12 protein-coding genes are annotated in these 22,783 nt (G+C 50.3%); 4 read left to right on the top strand and 8 right to left on the bottom strand.

Features of this window, described 5'->3' with window-relative positions; translation table 11 throughout:
• Nucleotides 1–41: 41 nt before the first annotated feature.
• Nucleotides 42–1,124 (bottom strand): YncE family protein, encoded by a 1,083-nt coding sequence (locus OGY06_RS08185; RefSeq protein WP_218667576.1) that lies wholly within the window; start codon nucleotides 1,122–1,124, stop codon nucleotides 42–44.
• A 299-nt stretch (nucleotides 1,125–1,423) separates the two neighbouring features.
• Here OGY06_RS08185 and OGY06_RS08190 point away from each other — a divergent pair, with 299 nt between their 5' ends.
• The 3 genes from OGY06_RS08190 to OGY06_RS08200 all read left to right on the top strand — a co-directional run bounded on the left by OGY06_RS08190 (nucleotide 1,424) and on the right by OGY06_RS08200 (nucleotide 13,312).
• Nucleotides 1,424–2,599, top strand: coding sequence for a coiled-coil domain-containing protein (locus OGY06_RS08190; protein WP_063940743.1), 1,176 nt, complete (start codon nucleotides 1,424–1,426; stop codon nucleotides 2,597–2,599).
• A 617-nt stretch (nucleotides 2,600–3,216) separates the two neighbouring features.
• Nucleotides 3,217–3,795 (top strand): LuxR C-terminal-related transcriptional regulator, encoded by a 579-nt coding sequence (locus OGY06_RS08195; protein ID WP_286605057.1) that lies wholly within the window; start codon nucleotides 3,217–3,219, stop codon nucleotides 3,793–3,795.
• Nucleotides 3,796–3,991: 196 nt separating this feature from the next.
• A complete protein-coding gene (locus OGY06_RS08200) occupies nucleotides 3,992–13,312 on the top strand; it encodes an autotransporter outer membrane beta-barrel domain-containing protein (RefSeq protein ID WP_286605058.1) in 9,321 nt (3,106 codons plus the stop codon).
• 145 nt (nucleotides 13,313–13,457) lie between these two features.
• On the opposite strand, the gene OGY06_RS08205 is transcribed toward OGY06_RS08200, so the two are convergent.
• The 6 genes from OGY06_RS08205 to rclA form a co-directional block, all read right to left on the bottom strand.
• Nucleotides 13,458–14,225 (bottom strand): putative bifunctional diguanylate cyclase/phosphodiesterase, encoded by a 768-nt coding sequence (locus OGY06_RS08205; protein ID WP_003831149.1) that lies wholly within the window; start codon nucleotides 14,223–14,225, stop codon nucleotides 13,458–13,460.
• Nucleotides 14,226–14,325: 100 nt separating this feature from the next.
• Nucleotides 14,326–14,907 (bottom strand): helix-turn-helix transcriptional regulator, encoded by a 582-nt coding sequence (locus tag OGY06_RS08210; RefSeq protein WP_185879271.1) that lies wholly within the window; start codon nucleotides 14,905–14,907, stop codon nucleotides 14,326–14,328.
• 21 nt (nucleotides 14,908–14,928) lie between these two features.
• The gene (locus OGY06_RS08215; RefSeq protein WP_003831147.1) at nucleotides 14,929–15,624 is read right to left on the bottom strand and encodes a flagellar brake protein; all 696 of its coding nucleotides are present in this window, start codon (nucleotides 15,622–15,624) and stop codon (nucleotides 14,929–14,931) included.
• 570 nt (nucleotides 15,625–16,194) lie between these two features.
• Nucleotides 16,195–16,755: a reactive chlorine resistance membrane protein RclC gene (gene rclC / locus OGY06_RS08220; protein ID WP_003831145.1), complete on the bottom strand. Its 561-nt coding sequence runs from the start codon at nucleotides 16,753–16,755 to the stop codon at nucleotides 16,195–16,197.
• Nucleotides 16,756–16,766: 11 nt separating this feature from the next.
• Entirely contained in the window at nucleotides 16,767–16,997 is a 231-nt protein-coding gene (gene rclB / locus OGY06_RS08225) for a reactive chlorine resistance periplasmic protein RclB (RefSeq protein ID WP_032934543.1), read from the bottom strand.
• A gap of 171 nt (nucleotides 16,998–17,168) precedes the next feature.
• Complete coding sequence (rclA, locus tag OGY06_RS08230; protein ID WP_286605060.1) at nucleotides 17,169–18,494, bottom strand: reactive chlorine resistance oxidoreductase RclA; 1,326 nt, start codon at nucleotides 18,492–18,494, stop codon at nucleotides 17,169–17,171.
• A gap of 238 nt (nucleotides 18,495–18,732) precedes the next feature.
• Here rclA and rclR point away from each other — a divergent pair, with 238 nt between their 5' ends.
• Nucleotides 18,733–19,587 carry a reactive chlorine-specific transcriptional regulator RclR gene (rclR, locus tag OGY06_RS08235; RefSeq protein WP_286605062.1) on the top strand — a complete coding sequence of 285 codons (855 nt, stop codon included), beginning with the start codon at nucleotides 18,733–18,735 and terminating at the stop codon, nucleotides 19,585–19,587.
• A 51-nt stretch (nucleotides 19,588–19,638) separates the two neighbouring features.
• Here the strand turns inward: rclR and OGY06_RS08240 are convergent, their stop codons facing one another.
• Complete coding sequence (locus OGY06_RS08240; RefSeq protein WP_003831141.1) at nucleotides 19,639–22,782, bottom strand: CusA/CzcA family heavy metal efflux RND transporter; 3,144 nt, start codon at nucleotides 22,780–22,782, stop codon at nucleotides 19,639–19,641.
• Nucleotide 22,783 lies beyond the last annotated feature (1 nt).

Consider the following 22,783-nt stretch of genomic DNA (forward strand, 5'->3'; position numbering starts at 1 on the left):
TCTGACGACGTTGCCGGAGAGCCCCCGGCAACATGTTGTTATTATTTATTCAGATCGATACGCACCACGTTATCTGGCGCAGAGGTGGAGTGGTCTTTATTAAATCTCTGTTTCACGGTAACAAACAGGGTTTGCCCATCCGCCGAGAGCAGCAGGCTGTTAGGGTTAGGCGGTAAGTCCCAGCTTTTCTTCACGCTGTAATCGGTCGCATTCAGGCTGAGTAATTTCCCTGAATCACGCTGGGTAATATAGATTTCGTTGCGTTTTGCGTTGAATTTCACCGCCAGCGAATCACCCACATCCAATTTTTTCAGCAGCTTACCGGTATGGATATCCAGCACCAGGGTGGTCTTCGCTTTCGAGTTGTCGGTGACAAACAGGCGGCCAGTTTGTGCGTCCTCTGCCATATTCAGCAACAGCGCAGGTTGTTCCCCCAGCGGTTGCCAGCGTTTTTCTACGCGCTGATTACGCGGGTTGATAACAAGAATTTCACCGCCGCCGTTAGCTGCATAAATTCGCTGCGTCACCTCGGAATAATGCAGTCCGGTCATCCATTTGCCTGTATTTTTAATGCGGGTTTTTAGCTTCAGGGTTTCAGCGTCAACCACCCAAATCACCGCCGGATCCGCCACGGCACCAATATAGAGCAAACCGTTATGCAGCAGCACCTGGCGCGCACCATACGGGAAACCTTCTGGGTTACGTTCCGGGAACAGTACGCGATTTTTCACTTTGCCGTCAGCGGTATTCAGCGCGCTCAGGCCACCATCCAGTGAGTTGGTGACATACACTGTTTTACCGTCAGGCGAGATAGCCATACCAAAGTTTTTCATATCGGTATGACTCAAGCCGAGCGTTTTAAGCGTTTTTGGATCCAGCTTGTAAACCACGCCGCCCTGCACATCTTTAAATCCTTCGGCGCTGGCAACGTACAACGCATCCCCTGCCGGGCTAAGCGCCATTTCATATAACCCATCCGCCAGCGCGCGTTGTTGCACATCACTGACGGCAGGTTGCGCTGTTTTTTCCGTAACGCTGGCGTTGCTGGCTGGCGTTGTATGCGCCGCACAACCGCTTAACGCCGCAGCAATCAGCAATGCCAGCGCGGATGTTGTTTTTTTCATTGTCGGGATCCTTACCAGAAGTAATACAGGGAGTTAATAATAAAAGAGAATGAGAACTATACGCATTATCTTTACTGAATCAAGAATTATTACCCGAGAGTAAAAAACATGAAACAGAGGTTTGAATATGCAGACAGGTGCGCGCGACTTCCGGTTTTTCATAATTACAGTGAATTATTCTGGACGAAAAGGCATCGCAGGCCACAGAATGCGCTTTACTGTTTTTCTAACATTTTCAAACGGGTGAACCTGTTGTACTTCAGCCACTCGTTTTTTAGCCAGGCCAGGCAATGACTGTCATGAATAAGATCATCAAACGACTGGAAATCGTCAAAAGCGCTATTGAACTGGAAGATGAGGAGATTATTTTCCAGCAGGTGGCGCATCTTAAAAATGAGCCTTTGTCAGTCGTACCTGGCACCATTGTGCAGGCGATCGAAGAACGACGCTTTAGTGATGCCCTGCGTGAAATATCGGCCTGGCTGCAATCTCAACGAGCAGTCTCTACGTGGCAGGATCCAGCCATTGCCGCCAGTAAGCTGGAACTCAAAGCGCTCGAAACACAGCTGCGTGACCTGATCGATAAGCGCAACACGCGCATTCAAATCCTCGATGATTTCAACGATCTGTATCACCTTCGTCTTGGACCGCTGATGAGCCGCATTCTCGAACTGCGTAAACAGCTCGCCGCCAGCGCCCAGCGCAAACAGGAAGCAGAGCGAAAACGCCGGGAAAAAGACTATCAATCCTGTCAGCACTATATTTCCCAGGCTGTTGATCAACTGGCCAGGCTCAAGCAGCACTGGATGAACCAGAATTCAGATTCGCGCGAATCGGTGGAAACACGCCAACGTATTCAGCAGCAAACTGAACTGATTACCGCCCTGCTGGCGGAGATTCGTGAGCTGGAAAACGACTTTTCTCGCCAGGACGACAGCGCAACCCGTCGGGCACAGGAAGAGGCCAGCCATGAATATGATGAATATCAGGAGCAGCAGCAGGATGCACAGCATCGTTTTAGCCGTGACCAGCGGCTTTCCTCTGATGAACGTAATGAGTTAAAACGCCTGTGGCGTCAGGCCAGCCGTCTTTGCCACCCGGACGTGGTAGCCGATGATCTGAAAGAGAAGGCGCATCAGATGATGGTGCAGCTTAACCTGGCGCGCCAAAATGCCGATCTTGCCACCGTCCGGGCGCTACTGACTCAATTGCAAAGCGGCCTCGAACCGATGATGGCGAGTGACCGATTGAACGATTTGCAGCATTTACGCAGCAAAATACAGCAGCTCAGAGAACAAATTAACGCGCTGCTCAAAGAGATTACCGAACTGGAAGCCGAGAACGCCTGGCGGCTTGCCACCTCCGTGACAGATAAAGAAGCCTACTTCTCCGATCAACAACGGGCGCTTACGGAAATCCGCAATACGCTGGAACAGCAGGTGCATCAGGTAGAACAGGAACTGTTGGCGGGCTAAGCCCTATCAGCAATAGCAATCAGAAAAAATAACCTCTTCAAGTGAGCTTTTAAAATTAAGCACAAAAAGACAAAAATAGGATAATTCCCTAAAAAAATCACAACACTAAGAATTATCAACCTGAATACTCGAGTTTCAGGTCGATAACTGCAAATTTAGCGATACTTCTCTCTTCCCCTCGACGCCCCTTCTCTTTGTCCTGGTCTTGATTAAGAATTCTCCTACTCACCAGTCATCCCATTAAGAAAAACGGGTATCCATCTGAAATATAATGTTTTTCATGTAAATCCCCACCCCAATGGATAGGAATACCCTGCCTTTATAGAAATCACTCAATCATTATTCACGCGATTCATAAGCGAAATCTATCAATCATTTACGCAGAGCTGAAATAAACGATTTATCTTAAATTTTAACAAAGTGTAATATCTACTTTAAGAATAGTTAATGATTCTAATAAATACAGAAAATATCTGTTTTATCTGGAATTAATAAGGATACGTTCACAGCACAGAACGTTATACGAGATTTAATTAACATTTCACGCGTCGCAAGAAACTCTTTTTTAACCTACAAAAAGAGGCGGCTGCTTGCACCAAAATTTCAAGGAGATCGTTATGTCAAAGGCTATTTTTTTGGGTGACTCAATTTACCCTTGGCTAGGCATGCGAGAAATCCTACGTGGCTCATCATTATATATTGATATCCCGTATTACTCCTCCCAGACGCTCTCTGCTGTCAAAATGCTTCCTTATGAAACGGATTGCATCATCATTAATCCTGACAAATCAGATTTTTTAAAATATGCCAGGATTATCCGCAACATGGCTTTACGACCTGTCACCAAAATTATTGTTTTGGCAGATGAAGCTACTTTTACTCTTTTTCAAACCGTTTGTGGGAAGAACATGCTGTTTCTTGATCAAGATACCAGTCTTGATCGGCTACACCATACCGTTACACGTATCACAAAGAACAATAACCAACACAATATCAAAGCATTACAAAATAAGATCACAGCAAACGAATTCAACGTAATGATGATGCTTGCCCGAGGATGGTCACTGACACAAATCGCCGGGGCATCACAAAAAAGTGAAAAAACCATCGGGGCGTACAAAAGCAATATTGCCAGAAAACTCGGCAAAAATAACACCCGGCTCAAGTACACCATTTCCCACTATAGCCAGCCGTAACTGACTTATTTAAGGACAATTATCACGGTTATTATTTAAAAAGGTTTTCTTTCGACTCGCTTTTTAATTCCGCATCGCACGGAAGGAAACCCTATTCCCAAAAATCTATTACCGGGTAGCACATCCGCGTGCCAACCATAGCCAACAACTCAATGTATTAACACATGCATAACAGGAATGTAGACGAGGGTTATATATGAACAAAGTTTACAGCATTATTTGGAACGCGGCGCTCGGTATCTGGGTAGTCGTTTCTGAATTAACCAAAGGAAAGAAAAAAAGCAGCTCGCGTAAAACGGTTGCAGTATTGGCAGCAACGGCATTACTCAGCACCTCTCCGCTTGTTATGGCGGATAATACTGGCGATCATGATATTTCCGTTGATTATAACAATATTGTTATTCAACCGGGCACGAAGGACAACATCCACAATGATGGCTTCCTCTACCAGAACACCACTAACGGTGCAGTGTTAAACGTCACTGGCGCATTGCCGCAAATTGAACAAGGCCAAACCGGACTGGTCGAATCAGCGACTATTGAGCAGTTGCTAGATCAAAAGAAGATTACGCTCACAGCGAACATTGGGGGCGTTAGCACCCCGATTACCGAAGTTGAAGATCTGAAAAAGTATTACTTCAACCAGCCAACAACGACACCTACGCAAGATAAAGAAATTCCCATTATCGATCCTGCATTAGAAACCCCGGCGGCTATGCAGGTCTACAACACCGATGAACTGGTTCGTTATCTGACCGAAACTCCGTTAGATGGCATAACGTTAAATACCTATGACTCAACCCTTTCTAAAATCTACAACAACTTTGGCATTGCGCAGGCCAGCAACGGTTCGACGGCCAATCTGAACATTGGTAACGATCAGAAAAATGCCCGCGATGCAGAAAACACCATCAAACTCCTTGCCAAAAATAGCGCCTTGCTTGAAGCCAGCGGTACAGGCAGCAAGGTTAACTGGATTTCCGATAACTACATCTCTTTTGGCGCCGCCCCCGTCGTCCCGAACGAAACCTTTAACGGTTCTCAGACAATGGACCAGTTCGGCAAAGTATTGACTATCGATACCTACGGATTCGATAGCAACGGTGATGCAGTGAAAACCGGCACTCAGGAGTTTGATATCACCAATACTCAGGAACTGGGCGATCTTAACGACTGGCTGCTGGGCGAAAGTGATGCAACGGTTTTAAATTCGCAGGGGCAAAAGGTCAGTCAACTTCAGCTGATGCTGGATGCCAATCGCGGCACGATGTCGCTCAAAGACGTTGAAGATTGGTATGCGGATCTGATTAGCAGCGTTTTGCAATCCGATACCGTAACCGGCTCGGTTGATTGGCAATACCAGGTCTGGAAGGATGGTAAAAGCCATACCAATAACGCCACGATCGGTAATACCGAGCTGCACGCCGTTTACGCGCATGGCGCGGGTGCGACCGGCACTGTGACCAAAGATTCTGTGCTGGCGGTAGATGGCAGCATTAATGGCGTGATGAAAGGCGCAGATGGCGCTGTCATTACGAACCAGGGTTCCCTCAACGCACTGCGTACTTCCACAGGCCACAGTCTGGCGATTGGTATGCTGGCGGAAAACGCTACGGCAACCAACACCGGCACCATCAACTCCGGTTTGTTCATCGATAAAGATGGACGACAGTCTGTAAATAGCTACGGCGCTATCGGTATGCAGGGCAAAGGGACCAGTACTGTCACCAACGATGGCATCATAAACCAGGCTGTCACAACAGGTAACTATGGTACCGCCTCTGCGGCCAACCCCTGGGATACCAATACCACGGTAACAACGCCAATTACGCTGGCCATTGGGATGCTGTTGTCAGGAGACTCAACCGGGGTTAACAACAAAACGATCAATGTGGTGGACGGTAACGCCAACGGCGCCTCCTTCGGGAAAGGTACCGCTTATGGCGTTGAAGTGGCTGAAAATGCCAATTTCACTAACAGTACTGACGCCACGATTTATCTCGGTCGTGATGGTTCTAACACCGCACAGGATGTCGAATTGACTGGCGGCGCTAACCTCAGCGCAGGTATCCATGTGCGCGGCGCAGGGACTGTGACTAACGAAGGGAAAATTACCCTCGGAACCGGCGTACGTAACGCAGCCGGCTTACTGGTCGCTGGTGCGAGCGGGAATGTTATCAACTCCGGCGAAATCTCAGTTAATGGTGCGACATCCGGACTGTCAAACTACGGGATGTCGGTGCATAACAGCGGCGCAAATGCTGGTCAAACTATTCGTAATGACGGCCAGATTAATGTTAACGGCAAAAGTAATATTGGCATTCATGTTCGTGCAGACAGCTCGGATGCCAAAGTCACCACCAGCCAGGCCGGTCAAATTACAGTGAACGGTGAAGGTAGTACCAACGAGCGTAACTACGCTATTTGGGTTGAAGGCTCCGCTGGAAAGCAGGCGATTGCGGATATCTCTTCCGGTATTACGCTGAAGGGCACCGGGGACATCGGGGTGCACGTTCGTGGCAGTGCGACGGCGAATATCAATAACGACAGTAGCCCTGTATTTAACAGCACCGACCAGATAGGCTACTTTTTATACGGCTCCAATGCTGTCGCTAACATTGGCAAGACGGAGATGAATGATAATGGTCAGGTTAATACCACTATCTTCCGTGTTGCTGAGGGTGCCAAATTTGCCGGTAACAGTAAGGACCCCGTGAGCGGAGCTTACTCCGATCTAAAACTATCACTCAGCGGTAACAACTCTGTTGGTGTACTGGGTACAGGGAAAGGTACTGACGTTGTCACCGGTGAAGCGACATTCAACATTGGGGGGATGGGCGCAACTGCCATTGTGATTGAAGGCGGTGCAAGCGGTAATATTAGCGATAAAACCATCATCAATTTGACCGGTGTAGGAACCACTGCCGGGATTGTTGACGGCAAGGGGCATAATTTAAACGGCTCCGAACAGGGTAAAACGGTGGAGACAACCCTCACCTCTGATGCCAGCATTACCTCTGAAACCAGCGGCAACAAGGTTATCGCCTATGTGGCGAGGAATCTGGGTAACCTGATCCTCAACACCAAATCGGTTATCGATCTGGACAGCGTAAACAGCATCGGCGTTGATGTGCAAGAAGGCGGGAGCTTAACTAACAACTCTTCCAGAGCCCTGCATGTCAGCAACGGTATTGGCGTACTGGCTTCAGGTGCCAGCGCCCAGATAAAAAGACTGGGCCAGGTAGCCGTTGATGATGGAACCGCAGGGGTTCTGCTGACCAATGATGCAAGCCTGAGTATTACCGGTACTACCGGCGATGCCATCACGACCAATGGTACGGCCGATGGTATTCGTCTCGATACGGGAGCCGGTAAGCTGTCTGCAAAAGGTGTGACTATCAGCGCGAAAGGGACTGGTGCTGGCATTCAAAACGATGCCAACAACACCGATATCACGCTCAACGACGTGACCATCAATGCCAACGATGGCCCAGGGATCCGCACCAGCGTGGCGCTGAATATGAAAGATGGGCTGAACAATATCCTCAACGTCAACGGGAAAGGTACCGGCTTTGCTTTTGAGCAACGCGATGGCGGTTCGGTGACGGGCGATCTGACCATCGGCAAAGGCTATACCATTGAGGTACTAAACAGCGAAGGCAGCGGTATCCGCGCAAATACCAGCGGTCGTATCACCACCAATGCCGACATCAACGTGCATAGCAGCGCAGGCGGTTCGGCGATCATCGCGAAGAACGTCAGCGCGGTCACCAACACCGGCAAGATTATCTCTGCCAGCACCACCTCGCCGGTGATTGACGCCAGCGGCGACCGCAGTAAAACCGTTACCAACAGGGGAACCCTGCAGGCTACCAACGACACGGCCGTAGCCATTCAGTCCGGTAAAGGCAATGACACCATTGATATTAGCGGCGGTGTGACCAGCGGCGTAATCAATACCGGCGAAGGCCGGGACACCTTTATCTGGAGTAGCGGCACCTATGCTGGCGAAGTGAATTTCGCCGGTACTGGCGGTAACAATAAAGCTAACATCGGCAATGTGACGCTGGATAAAACACGCCATATCACTACTGAAGCAGGTAGCGGCAACGCCCTCACCTTCACAGATACGAAAGGTGCGAAGATTGGTACGCTGGTGAGCGACAATCTGACCACTGGTACCAACATCGGCACCGGTTGGGATTCGCTGACCATCAGCGGCTCAAACGCAGATGTCCGGGTCGTAGAAAACCTGACGCTGGCAAGCAAAACCATTGCCGTAAACAATGGCGCAACCCTGAGCACCGGCGACCACGTCGAGCCGACCAGTACTGCCGCAAGCATTGGCGATTACAATGTTACGACCCAGGGCACAGGTAGCCGGGTTATCTTCGATACCCAGGGTGATGCTTCAGCGGCGCAAATTTATCGCGGTATCATCAGCGGTGACGGGAAGTTCGAACGTGCGGCGGGCGGTACCACGATCTTCACCGCTAACAATACCTACACCGGCTCTACCACTATCGCTCAAACCGGTACGCTGCAGTTGGGCGACGGCGGAAATACAGGCGAAGTCAGCGCCGTGTCAGACATTATCGACAACGGTATATTGGCGATTAATCGCGCCAACACCGTGCTGCTCAACGGCGTGATCTCCGGTATCGGCGCGCTACAGCAAATCGGCGGCGGCATTACCCGTCTGAACGGTAACAACATCTACACCGGCGACACCACCGTTACCAACGGCACGCTGCTGGTGAATGGCGATCAAAGTGCGGCGCGCGGTGCCACCACCGTTAGCGGCACGTCCACACTTGGCGGTAATGGCACTATCGGCGGCAACGTGCTGATGAACGATGCCACGACCCTCAGCGCCGGTGACAGTGGTGCGGGTACGTTATCCATTAACGGTAATCTGCAGCTTGGTAGCAAAACGACTTCCGCTTTCGAACTGGGTCAGGCCTATACGCCAGGCGGCGCGCTAAACGATCTGATTAACGTCGCAGGCGATCTGCAACTGGACGGGACTCTGGATGTCACCACTTCACAGGGCGGTAACTTCGGACCGGGTGTGTACCGTATCTATAACTACGGCGGCATGCTGGATAACCAGACGCTGGAATTAGGCGCAATACCGGACAGCCAGGATAAGAGCAATATTTTTGTCCAGACCTCCATCGACAAACAGGTCAACCTGGTGAACGCCAACGGCGTTACCCTGCAGTTCTGGGACGGCGCAACCGTCAATCAGAGCCACGGCGCGTCGGGTATTGAAGGCGACAGCAAAATTGACGGTGGCGATGGCAAATGGATGGCAATCGGCAGCCAGGGTGATAACAACTGGACCACCGCAACCGGTGAAGGTAACGCCCCTTGGGCACAGAAGTCCTTCGCCGTCTTCACCACCAAAGGCGGTACAGTTACCGTGGACAACGCCGCGGGAGAAGTTAACTTCTCCGGGGCACAGTTTGATGCCGATGGCTATGTCGTTAAAGGCGATGCGCTTAACGCGTATGCCACCACTGAAAACGCGACCCACGCAGGCCAGACGCCGGGAACAGGCGAACTGCTGCTGCGCGTTGGCGCCGGTGGCGCGGGGCAAAACTATACCGCGACCATTGAGTCTGTTATCCGCGAAGCCAGTACTGCTGACAAGCTGACGCTGGTGAAAACCGACCTTGGCCGTCTGATCCTCAGCGGCGATAACGAGTATCGCGGCGGCACGCGTATTGATGGCGGCACGTTGCAGATCTCCTCCGACAGCAATCTCGGCCAGAGCGGAACTGACCTGGCAATCAATAACGGTTCAACGCTGCAACTGGGCGCGGACCTGACCAGCAATCGCACCATCGAGCTGGGAGCGAATGAGAACGCAGCGGTGCTCGATCTCAATTCGCACCACTTCACGCCAACCGGTGAGATTACTGGCGACGGTAAACTGAAAGTCACCAGCAGCTCTAGCGATGCGGGCAGCACCTTGTCGCTCGACCGCGCAAACAGCTACAAAGGCGACACAGAAATTGCCGGTACCGGAAACGCCAACAATGTGACGGTCAACGTCAGCAAAACCGGAGCCTTTGGCAGTAACGAAAGCAGCACCGTGAACGTCAATAAGGGCGCGACGCTCAATGTCAGCGGGACAGATACCAGCCTGAAATCCCTGACTATGAACATCGCCGACAGCCTGTTAACGCTGGCAGATAACGTCACCGCAGCGAGCGCAATGCTGAACCTGACGGGTACGGCGAAAGCGGTGTTAACCAACAACTCCACCGCGGGCAACGCGACGGTTAACGTGTCAAAAGACAGTACTCTGGCGCTGGAAGAAGACGCCAGCGGCGGCAATGCCACCGTGAACAACAGCGGACTGATGACCTTCGCTGACCAGGCGATGGCAGAAAATACCGTCGTTAAAAACCTGGCGGGCGGTAAGGTCGATATCAGCGCAGTCGACAGCGCAACATCGATCGGCTCGTTGTCCGGCGCAGGTAATGTCGAACTGGGCAATAAAGAGCTGTCGCTGGGTAATCTGCATCTTGATGACACCATCAGCGGCATTATCAGCGGCAACGACGGTAGTCTGGTGAAAATCGGTGACGGTACGTTAACGCTGACCGGCGACAATACTTACACCGGCACCACGGACGTCAATGAGGGCGTGCTGCTGGTCAACGGTAATCAGTCTGCGGCTACCGGCCAGGTGACAGTGAAATCCGGGGCAACGCTCGGCGGTAACGGGATTATTGGCGGCGCGGTTGATGTGCTGGACGACGCGCATATTACTGCGGGTGCAGCTATCAACAGCGTGGGTAAACTGACTACCGGTTCGCTGACGCTCAGTGATAACGCACAGCTGGATTATCAGTTTGGTCAGGCTTACACCCCGGGCGGTGCTTTCAACGACTTGATTGACGTAAATGGCGATCTGACGCTCGACGGTAAGCTCAACATTGAAACCTCACCGGGCGGCAGCTTTGATGTCGGCGTCTATCGCGTCATCAACTACACCGGCACATTGACCAACAATGTGATGGATATTGCTAACGCGCCGGAAGCGGCTGACAGCCTGTACGTGCAGACATCGGTGAAAAATCAGGTCAACCTGGTCAACCACGCCGGACTGACGCTGCGCTTCTGGGACGGCACCGGTGGTGAGAATGGCGAGCTGAAAAACAACGGCGTCATCAACGGCGGCGACGGTATCTGGCAATCCAGCCAGGGTAACGACAACTGGACTACCGATGAATCGACGCCGGAAGGCGCGCTGAACGCACCGTTTACCGATGCCGCGTTTGCCGTCTTCCAGGGTGAAGCAGGCAACGTGACCGTCGATAACAGCAAAGGCGACGTCATCATCAGCGGCGCGCAGTTCGCCACCGATGGTTATCGCGTGGGCGGCGAAGCCATTACCACCGATACGGCCAACACCCTGATTCGCGTTGGCGATGGCACAGTAGACGGCGCCAACTACACCGCGACTATCGACAGCGTTATCCGTGGTACCGGTGGCCTGAATAAAGGCGATCTCGGTACCCTCATCCTCACGGGCGACAACACCTACAGCGGCGGAACGACCATCACCTCCGGGACGCTGCAGGTAGCGGGCGATACCAACCTGGGTGCGGCAGATACGGGAATTACCTTTAATGGCGGTACGCTGAAGTATGGCGAAGCGTTTGATACTGCCCGTCAGGTGACGCTGGAATCCGGAGGCGGGACATTCGACACCAACGGGCATGACGTTTCTCTGCTGACTGAAGTCGAGGGTAACGGTCAACTGACCAAAACCGGTAAAGGCTCCCTCACCCTGACGCTGGATAACACCTACACCGGTGGCACCACCATCGAACAAGGTGTTTTACAGCTGGGTAACGGCGGTGATATCGGCAGCATTCAGGGGGATGTCGTTGATAACGGCGTACTCAACGTCAATCGTGGCGATACCCTGGCGCTGACCGGCAATATCAGTGGTAAAGGCCAGTTGCATCAGACCGGTAGCGGCATTACCGAGCTGCAAGGTGAAAACAGCTACAGCGGCGCGACGTTGATCGCCAACGGCGTGTTGCAAGCGGGTAATGCCAACACCCTGAGTAGCGCATCGCACCACTATGTGGTCGCAGACACCACGTTGAACACTCAGGGTTACAACCAAACGGTAGCAGGCCTGAGCAACGGTGGCGATGTCTCGCTCATCGGTCAGCAGACTGGCACAACCTTAACCGTCAAAGGGGATTACACCGGCGAAAAAGGGACTATCAACATGGCGGCTATCCAGAATGGTAGCGGCGCAGGCATTGCCGACCGTCTGATTATCGATGGCGGTAAAGCCAGCGGTAGCACGCTGCTGGATGTCGATGGTTCTGGTCTCGGCGCGCCGACCATTGGGGATGGTATCGAAGTGGTGACAGCGCTCAATGGCGCAACCACCACCGCACAAACGTCGCGGGATGCCTTCCATCTTGCCGCCGATCGTATGGCTGCAGGTGCGTTTGAGTACCAACTGCATGCGGGTAATGCTCAGGGCCAGGGTGAGAACTGGTATCTGAGAAGTGAATACCGTCCAGAAACCATGCTGTACTCTGGCCTCGCCAGCGTCGTACGTCAGGGTGATATTAGCCTGTTGGGTAACATGCACCAACGTATGGGTGACGAGGTTAAACCGGGCATTGATGAAGACAATCGCGCGTGGGCAAGAATGATTGGCTACTCCGGCAAAACCAAACTGGATGACGCGGCCGGTACGCAAACCAGCTCCCATACCATGGGCATTCAGGTCGGCATTGATATGTATGCTAACGAAAGCTGGAAAGCCGGGATGTATACCAGCATCCTTGATATCGACAGCAACGTAAAAGGCACGAAGACAGGCAGCGATGGCAAAGGCGGTAACATCGACGACAACGCATTTTACGTCGGCGGCTATGCTACCTGGTTCTCGGGTGACGGTATGTATGTTGATAACGTCCTGCAGTACGGTAACCATAAATCCCGCCTGGAAGCGACCGGTAACAACGGCTCGTATACGGTCAGAGGCAACACGCTGACGGCGTCGACAGAGGTAGGTAAATCGTTCCGTTTAGGTGCCAGCGCATGGAGTCTGGAACCTCAGGCTCAGTTGATCTACCAGTACAGCGACTTTGATAACAGCACGCTGGATGGTGTGACCCCAACGAAAGTGAAAATGGATACTGCGGATTCCTTTACCGCGCGTCTGGGCGTGCGTCTGGTCGCTGACTATGACACCAACCATGGCAAATTCCAGCCGTACGGCAGGGTAAACATCTGGCAGGGTCTGGGCTCAAAAGACAAAACACACTTTAGCAATGCGGTAGCCACCACCACGCTGGAATCTTCACAGCAGTACTCCAGCACTGAAGTTGCAGCCGGCCTGTCATGGTCCATCGACAGAAACCTGCAGGTCTACGGTGAGCTGGGTACGCAATTCAGCAACGGCGGCAGTAAATCGCAGGTAGAAGCGCCGGTCAATGCCTCTATCGGCTTTAAGAAATCGTTCTAAGCTGACATAAACTCACCAGCCCCCTGTTCTGCAGGGGGCTTTTTTTTGCCGTTCAGGGCCGCCTGATGCGCTACGCTTATCAGGCCTGCAGACTTAACAGCAACGCGGAACAACCAAGGGGGTTGGGAAACGTGAAAAGGAGGGATTAACGATTATATTGTGCTAAGAGTGAAGGGATCTCTTCTGCCAGCACCGGGGGAGAAATGAAAAAGCCTTGAATTTTGTCACAACCAATCTGCATCAACCGCTCCAGTTGGGACTGGGTTTCCACCCCTTCGGCAAGAACTTCAATGCCAAAATTATGCGCCAGGGAAATAATACCCTCAACAATCTTTGTTGATCGGGTGTCGGGCTCAATACCGGTGACAAATTCCTTATCAATTTTTAAGGTATCAAAAGGATATTTCAACAGGTAATTAAGATTAGCATGACCGGTTCCAAAATCATCAAGCGCAAGCTTGACCCCTATCGCCTTTAATTCCGTCATATTTTTAGCCGCAATCTGGCTGTCACACAGCGGTGACGTTTCCGTGACCTCTATTTGGCATCGATGGACCGGCAATCCGGAAGTGGCAAGATTTTGTCTGACGCGTTGGGGTAACAGAGGATCGCAGAATTCAAGCGCGGAAATATTGACGGATAATACAATGGGGTCAGGCCAGGAAGTTGCAACATCCCACGGAGAGTGAGTAACCATATCTTCAATGGAAATAATATTGCCGCTATCTTCCAGTAAGGTAATAAAAACATCGGGAGAGATCATACCCATCTGAGGACTATTCCAACGCATTAATGCTTCAAATCCGCTTATACGCTGGGCATGCAAATTGAAAATAGGCTGATAAACCATATAAAGTTGACTGGTATTCAAAGCCTTTTCAAGCGCAGTTAGCACCTCATTGGAATTAAACATTCCCCTCTCCCTCTACAAATCATAAAATTAAAAACCAGTCAAAATCACTCCCAAATTGTATCTACTATTAGGTGTATTACATCAGAAAAGAATGGTCAGGTTAGGGTAAAAAAGACATACGATGGGTAAATCTGACAATTAACTTATTTAAATCAGAGGTATTGGTCAGGCCAAGCTTGGCGACGACTCTCATCTTATGTGCCTGAATCGTTTTATAGTTCAGGCTAACTAACTCAGAAATTTCTTTGGCTGTATAACCACTTACCAGTAAGTTCAGGATCTGCTGTTCTCTTTCGGTTAATCTCTTTTGCGAACGATACAGTCGGGGGTTCCATTTCCCGACTGATAATGTTGCCAATTGACCAAAATCACGCAGTGAAGATTTTTCAGTCAAAACTATTGTTTTTTCGACATATAATAACTCTACGCATAATTTCGCCACCAAACTATCAGCAACAATCACCACGACGTTATTATAAAATTTGAATCGGTTTTTATTCAAAAACTGAACAATGTCTGAACACGCTTGTTCATTATCAATGATATTAAAAACCATGGTTTGATGCTGGCATAATGATGACTGATGCAACATATCCTCAAACTGGAATGTTTGTATCGGTACATGTTTGCTGGTCAGGTAGGCAAACATACCATTGCCCACAAAATTATCACTGCCACACATCAACATCCTGTTCACCGTTCCTTATAAGCTTCTAATCTTGTTACTCATTAAAAATTTAATAATGATTTTCTCGACTTCAGTCTCTTCACGACGATTTTTAAAGTCGAACTCACATGAAATCTGATGACAGGAATACAACTGATTATCCTCATCAAATTCATTGATCGGGACGACATCGATCACTTTTAAGTCCAGTTGTAAACTTCCAAAGGTATCGAAATCCAGAGATGCACTTTTAATCACCGCATCTTTATAAAGAAAACGGGCGTTTACATCTTTAACGATTAACGCACAACCACCCTGCGAGATATTTTTAATCTTGAGAGAGTAGTTTTCTCCATTTTTGTAACGACCAAAACAGAAAAAGTCATAACCCTTCAGGAATGAAAAACGCTGATTTTGTCTCTGCTGGGCAAAGAAAATCATATCCGGGATGAAGTAGGATAATCCTGCTTCCGCACCTGCTGACGAGGTTTGTTCGAACCTGGCACTAAATTTTACAATCCCGCTTTCACTGTGCAGGATAAAGTATTGGACCTTTTCAGGAACAATGTCTCCGTGTCCGGAGATGACAAACCGTTCGAAATCAATCTTCTCTAACTGCGTGATAACGCTACTGTCTCCACACAGGATTTCCAGTTTCGTTTTCTTATGAAGCTCTTCACGAAGGATAGCGATGATTTCAAACTTGTCTTCCTTTGCTAAGCCAAAGCTCATTCTAAAACCCTTATTTCCATATTTAAGATATGTCCCGCCTTTGGTTACTCACAAAACGCGAGATCAGCATCCACCCCTGGTGCTTAATTACCATAGTGGATTCCATGTCAAACAGTTGGTTAAAAATTAAGTTTTTAACTATCTTTAGTCAGTTATTGATACGTAAAAACATTTAATCAGGATTAATTCTAGCTCAAGCCAGGCCTAAAACCACGCGAACTTGCGTACTGGCTATAACAAAAGCGAATAACAAAATTTTTAAAATGAGGTTTTGAGATAACAAATAGCAAGAATTGTACAGAAAAAAAATAAAGCAATCATGATGGAGGGGCTACGCAACATGCGGGTTGGCGTGCTATCGCGGGGGATAAGAGAAGATGTTTACTGCACTCTATCATTAACTAAAATATAGCCCTGACTCGTTATGCTTCTAAATTGAATAATTGCAATTTATATATGCTTAATAAATTTACCTTAAGGCAGAAAAAAAGCCAGCATCCTGCTGGCCCGGTAAGTACCGAATCGAACTATAGTGGCTTACTATCTTACAGAGGGCACAACGTTAAAAATTCAATACTGCTGCTTAATTATTGATCGGGATGAATCTGCGATGATCATCACTGCTCCCGCCAACATTAACGTGTCTTTCAACACCAACCGTCCGGCGCCTGACAAGTACGGAAATCCGTGGTGTAAATCACCCAGTGGCATTACCCATGCCTCTGGAGTGGTTATTAAAAATGATAAGGTAACAATTGGTGTGGCAAATGCCAGAACGCCGCCAATTAATCCCAACCAACGGCTAACAGGATTAGCCAGCACCAGCAAAGCGATAAGAACTTCGACTACGCCCAGGCCATTTGAGAACGTATACGTGTTATTCGCCGTCTGCCATTCACGAGCCTGCGGTTTGAATTCACCTTCGTGGGTTAAATGTTGTTTGTATTCTTCTGGATGCTCATAAAAAAATGACATTACCGGACTATTGGCGACAAACGGCGTAATGCTGTCGGCTTCGTAAGGTACAAATTTTAATAAACCAATCCAGATAAAAACAATCGCGATACTCAGGCGAATCAAGGTTAATCCAACCCTATCGCCTTTGCCCAATATACGAAGATACTTTTCCATCCCGGCTCTCCTCACTTGTACAAAATTGCCGTTGCGTGAGTGCTGCTATCAATGCGCATTGAGGTAATTTTCCAGGAAGTCGCATTCTTTTCCTGCGCCAGTTTCGCAATGGCATCTTCCACCACGGAAGGAGAGCCAGACACGGCTGATACGCTAATGTGGGCAACCTCTGTTTGCGCTAACGCGGAAAATGTCACCGGAGCAGTCAGTAACGCAGTCATTAGTAACGTAGTTTTAAGCATGTTCATTTCTATTTCCATTAACGAGTTATTTCAGTGGGAATATAATAAGACATGCCACCTTATTTTATTTCATCCGTAACGCCAGAATAACTGTCAATTAGTATCAGGAATATAAAAAACAAATAAAAAAAGCCCCACACGGGTGGGGCAAATATGCAGACTACGCTATTATTATTTTATGAGAGAAAAGAGATCGTTTAATGATTCGCTCATACTTGGATGGGTAAATATTTGGTCACGCAATGTGGTATAAGGTAACCCTGCATCCATAACCGTCTTGATGATATTAATCATTTCATGAGAATCCACACACAACAGCGATACGCCTAATATTTGTTTCGTTTCACTATCCACCACCGCTTTAAGAACACCACGCGTATCATTCATCACCCGCGCTCGCGGGATAGCCGCTACCGGCAACGTCACGACTTGAACCGCCGCACCGCTGGCGCGAGCCTGTTCTTCAGTCATTCCGACGCGGGAAAGCGGCGGCGTCATAAAGACGGAATACGGTACATTTTGGCGATCGCCCGTGTTACGTAACCCCTCGCCTAGCAGGTTGTCACGCACAATACGGAAGTCATCCAGCGAGATATAGGTAAATTGTAATCCACCAGTGACATCGCCCATTGCCCAAATGTTATCTGCCGATGTACGCAAATATTTATTCACAACAATGGCACCACGATCGTTTACATCCACACCCGCTTTCTGCAATTGCAGGTTTTCTGTCGCCGGTTTGCGACCTGATGCTACCAACAGCGCATCCACCGTCTGGGCCCCCTCCGGCATGTGCAGCTGTACTGCACCATCATGAGAGGAGACCGACTGCACGTTGGCATTGAGGATCAGCTCGACGCCTTTGTCGCGTAAAATGTTGGTGATAGCGTCAGCAATATCCCGGTCTTCACGAGGCAAAAACTGCGGAGCTGCTTCATAAATAGTGACTTTGCTACCAAAGTTGGCAAACATTGATGCGAATTCAACGCCGATATACCCACCGCCCAAAATGCCCAGACGCTCTGGACGTTGCGTCAAATTCAACAGCCCGGTGCTGTCAAATACTCCAGGTGTCGTGGTTAAACCCTCAACGTTTGGAATCGTTGACTGGGCGCCAGTATTAATAAAGATTTTCTCGCCGCTCAGCTCAATCTCGCCTGTTGACTGCACGACTCGCACAGTATGGTTATCAACGAATTCAGCACGACCTTCAATCACATCCACGTTTTCCAGATCGGCAAGATTATGGAAATTTTTATCGCGCAGAAAACTGACAACAGAGGCCTTGCGTTGCATTGCTTCGGTAAAGTCATGCTGAAGTTCAGCATCATGTACCAGGGTTTTGGTTGGGATACAGCCGATGTTGATGCATGTCCCGCCATACATGGTGTTTGACTGTTCAATAATCGCTACCCGCCAACCCGTTTTGGCCAGTGTTGCCGCTAGCGTTTTACCCGCTTTGCCAAATCCAATAATAATCGCCTGATACTGATTCATGCTGTCTCTCCGCCAAGTCACTGTTCGTTTGATGAACTGAAATATAGCTCTAACTCTGCCTGAACAATGTATCCACAACTCGCCGATAACTGTCAGATCGTCTAAAGTAGCCTTAAAGATGACTAACATTTCGAGAATGAATCATTACACTAACACTTTGAAGGTATTAATATAATAATGAAATAAAGAGATAATAGCGTTTCAATAAACGACAACAAAAAAATGTTCAGGAGTCTCCATGGATGCCCTTAGCCGATTACTGATGCTTAACGACCCACAAGGCTCAATTGACCAAAACTGCCTACTGAGCAGGGACTGGCAACTGCCGCACGCAGCAGGTGAATTGTCCATTATCCGCTGGCATACGGTCACACAAGGTGCAGCCCAACTGGACATGCCCGATGGGACATCTTTTACTCTGCGGCCCGGTACTATCGTGATCCTGCCGCAAAACTCCGCACATCGGCTCTGCCAGTCTGGCGATGAACAAACACACATTGTTTGTGGCAGCCTTCGATTGCACGCTTCCTCACGCTATTTTTTAACTGCGTTACCGGAAGTATTGGTTCTGGCACCTGATGAAAATAGCCCTGTCAGCCATTGGGTCAAGGCCATGATTGCTTTGATGCAACAGGAATCCATGAGTACTCTGCCAGGTTCCAGTGTAGTCTGCAGTCAACAATGCGCCACACTGTTCGCCTTAGCCGTTCGCGAATGGTTAACCAAGGCAACCCCCGTTCAAAACGTGTTGAATCTACTGCTTCATCCCAAACTAGGGGCTGTCGTCTTCATGATGCTGGAGTCCCCGGCGTTTGCCTGGACCGTCGAAGAACTGGCGAAACGTGCGCATATGTCGCGGGCCAGCTTCGCGCAGCTATTTCGTGAAGTCTCAAACTCCACGCCGCTCGCAGTATTAACCACTTTACGCCTGCAATTCGCTGCCCAGATGCTGTCACGTGGGTCGCAGCCATTGGTTGTGGTGGCCGAGTCGGTGGGCTACGCCAGCGAATCGTCATTCCATAAAGTCTTTTTACGAGAATTTGGCTGTACGCCGGGTGAGTACCGCAAACGCGTGAAGGCACTGGAGGTATAACGCAGCGCCTGCTTCGGCGACCAAACCGACGCAGGCGAGCGTTTCAAAGCATTACTTTTGGCTACGGTGTCTGTGCAGCCACATCAGCTTATACGCAGCCGGAATAATGAATAGCGACAGCAATGGCGCGGTGATCATGCCGCCAATCATCGGCGCGGCGATGCGGCTCATGACTTCTGAGCCTGCTCCCGTCCCCCACAAGATAGGTAACAGACCCGCGATAATCACCGCCACGGTCATCGCTTTTGGCCGCACGCGCAGCACGGCACCGTGATATAACGCTTCATCCAGCTTATCGGCCGTAAAGGTTTGCGGATTTTCCAGCGCGGGTTCGGCTTCAATAGCGTGGCGCAAGTACATCAGCATCACCACGCCAAACTCCGCAGCAACACCTGCCAGGGCGATAAATCCGGTCCCTGTTGCGACCGACATATGGAAACCCATCCAGTAAAGGAACCAGATGCCGCCCACTAGCGCAAAAGGCACACTGGTGATAATCAGCAGCGCTTCGCCAAAGCGACGGAAGGCCAGATAAAGCAAGACGAAGATAATCATCAGCGTCATTGGCACCATCAACTTGAGCTTATGGCTGGCGCGCTCAAGCAGCTCGAATTGCCCCGAAAACGCCACGCTGGTCCCCGGCTTTAACTGGACCTTTTCAGCAATAGCCTTTTTCAGATCGTTCACCACTGAGACCATGTCACGATCTCGGGCGTCGATGTAAATCCAACTGGTTGGTCGCGCATCTTCGGTTTTCAGCATCGAAGGCCCCGAAACCACCGTCACATCGGCGACATCCGCCAGCGTAATTTGCTGTTTCATGGGCGTCAGAATCGGCAGATTACGCAATGCTTCCGGGCTATCACGATAGCTCTGCGCATAGCGCAGGTTGATAGGATAGCGTGCAATCCCTTCCACCGTTTCGCCCACCATTGCCCCTCCTACCGCTGAAGTGACAAACAGCTGCACTGCACCTACGGTCATGCCGTACCGGGCCGCTTTTTCACGATTGATATCTACGTTGAGATAGCGTCCGCCCACCAGACGCTCGGCCAGCGCCGAAGAGACACCCGGCACGGTTCTGGCCACCTCTTCAATTTGCTCCGCCGTGGCGTCGATATCTGCCAGAACATTACCCGACACCTTAATGCCAATTGGGCTTTTGATCCCCGTAGAGAGCATGTCGATACGGTTACGAATCGGCGGAACCCACAGATTCGCCAACCCCGGCAAGCGTACGGTTTTGTCCAGCTCGGCGATGATTTTGTCCATCGTCATCCCCGGACGCCACTGGTCCTGCGGCTTCAGTTGGATCGTCGTTTCAACCATTTCCAGCGGCGCGGAGTCTGTTGCGGTTTCTGCCTTACCGGTTTTACCAAACACGCGTGCCACTTCAGGAACGGTCATGATCAGCTTGTCGGTTTTTTGCAGCATGTCCGCTGCCTGCGCCGCTGAGATCCCCGGCAATGTCGAAGGCATATACAGCAGATCACCTTCGTTAATCTGCGGCAGGAATTCACCACCGACTTTATTCAGCGGGTAGACAACCGTCAGTATTGAAAGCACCGCCACCAGAATGGTGGTCTTGGGCCAGTGCAACACCTTCAGCAACAACGGATGGTAAATACGGATCAGAAAACGGTTAAGCGGGTTGCTGCTTTCGGCCGGTATTTTTCCACGGATCCAGAATCCCATCAGGATCGGAATAACCACAATCGCCAGAAATGCCGCGCCTGCCATGGCATACGTTTTGGTGAACGCCAGCGGGCCAAACAGTCGCCCTTCTTGCCCCTCAAGCGTGAAAATGGGGATAAACGACAACGTGATGATCAACAGGCTGATGAACAATGCCGGGCCGACTTCTACCGAGGCGTCAGTAATAACCTTCCAGCGCGTTGCGTTATCGAGCTTTTCATTCGGATGATGATGCCCCCACTCTTCCAGCCGCTTATGGGCGTTTTCAATCATCACGATTGCGGCATCAACCATCGCCCCGACGGCAATGGCAATTCCCCCTAGCGACATGATGTTGGCGTTCAACCCCTGGAAATGCATCACGATAAACGCGATACACAGCCCCAGCGGCAGGGAAATAATCGCCACCAGCGCCGAACGCAGATGCCACAGGAACAACGCACACACCAGCGCCACGACGATAAACTCTTCCAGCAGCTTGTAGCTGAGGTTATCAATCGCGCGATCGATGAGCTGACTGCGATCGTATGTTGTAACTACCTCTACGCCTTCCGGCAGGCTGCTTTTCAGCGTATCAAGCTTGGCTTTAACGGCAGAGATCACCTCACGTGCATTTTTACCGGAACGCAGGATAACCACCCCGCCCGCGACTTCGCCTTCGCCATTCAGTTCGGCGATCCCACGGCGCATTTCCGGCCCAATCTGTACGCGCGCCACATCGCGCAGGTAAACAGGTACACCGTCGGCCCCTGTTTTCAGGACGATGTTATTAAAATCATCGAGCGTTTGCAGATATCCACTGGCGCGGACCATATATTCCGCTTCAGCCATCTCAACAGATGAGCCGCCCGCTTCCTGATTCGACGTATCCAGCGCCGATTTCACGTCCGCCAGGCTGATGCCATATTGCGTCAGCTTCATCGGATCGATAACGACCTGATACTGTTTAACCACGCCGCCTACCGAAGCTACTTCCGCCACGTTAGGAATCGTTTTTAACTCATACTTTAAAAACCAGTCCTGAAGAGAGCGTAATTCCGCCAGATCATGTTTCCCACTGCGATCCACCAGCGCGTACTCAAATATCCAGCCGACGCCCGTGGCGTCCGGTCCCATTTCCGCGCTAACGCCAGCCGGTAATTTTCCCTGAACCTGGTTGAGATACTCCAGTACGCGCGAGCGCGCCCAGTAAGGATCGGTACCATCTTCGAAAATGACGTACACGTAGGAATCACCAAACTGCGAGAAACCGCGCACGGTTTTCGCGCCGGGTACCGACAGCATGGTGGTGGTCAGCGGGTAGGTCACCTGATTTTCAACAATTTGCGGCGCCTGCCCCGGATAGCTGGTTTTGACGATCACCTGAACATCAGAGAGATCGGGCAGCGCATCAACCGGCGTATTGATGATGGTCCAGGTTCCCCAGACGCTAAGAAACAGCGCCCCCATCATCACCAGAAAACGGTTTGCCACCGAACGACGGATAATCCATTCAATCATT

The organism is Citrobacter sp. Cpo147 (genome assembly GCF_030332405.1).
In the GTDB taxonomy this organism is placed as follows: Bacteria; Pseudomonadota; Gammaproteobacteria; order Enterobacterales; family Enterobacteriaceae; genus Citrobacter; species Citrobacter portucalensis.

Coding starts and splice junctions, on each gene's coding strand:
- OGY06_RS08215 (WP_003831147.1), bottom strand. CDS start 15,624: ATGAGCTTTGGCTTAGCAAAGGAAGACAAGTTTGAAATCATCGCTATC.
- rclB (WP_032934543.1), bottom strand. CDS start 16,997: ATGCTTAAAACTACGTTACTAATGACTGCGTTACTGACTGCTCCGGTG.
- OGY06_RS08205 (WP_003831149.1), bottom strand. CDS start 14,225: ATGTTTAATTCCAATGAGGTGCTAACTGCGCTTGAAAAGGCTTTGAAT.
- OGY06_RS08185 (WP_218667576.1), bottom strand. CDS start 1,124: ATGAAAAAAACAACATCCGCGCTGGCATTGCTGATTGCTGCGGCGTTA.
- rclC (WP_003831145.1), bottom strand. CDS start 16,755: ATGGAAAAGTATCTTCGTATATTGGGCAAAGGCGATAGGGTTGGATTA.
- OGY06_RS08195 (WP_286605057.1), top strand. CDS start 3,217: ATGTCAAAGGCTATTTTTTTGGGTGACTCAATTTACCCTTGGCTAGGC.
- rclR (WP_286605062.1), top strand. CDS start 18,733: ATGGATGCCCTTAGCCGATTACTGATGCTTAACGACCCACAAGGCTCA.
- OGY06_RS08200 (WP_286605058.1), top strand. CDS start 3,992: ATGAACAAAGTTTACAGCATTATTTGGAACGCGGCGCTCGGTATCTGG.
- rclA (WP_286605060.1), bottom strand. CDS start 18,494: ATGAATCAGTATCAGGCGATTATTATTGGATTTGGCAAAGCGGGTAAA.
- OGY06_RS08240 (WP_003831141.1), bottom strand. CDS start 22,782: ATGATTGAATGGATTATCCGTCGTTCGGTGGCAAACCGTTTTCTGGTG.
- OGY06_RS08190 (WP_063940743.1), top strand. CDS start 1,424: ATGAATAAGATCATCAAACGACTGGAAATCGTCAAAAGCGCTATTGAA.
- OGY06_RS08210 (WP_185879271.1), bottom strand. CDS start 14,907: ATGTGTGGCAGTGATAATTTTGTGGGCAATGGTATGTTTGCCTACCTG.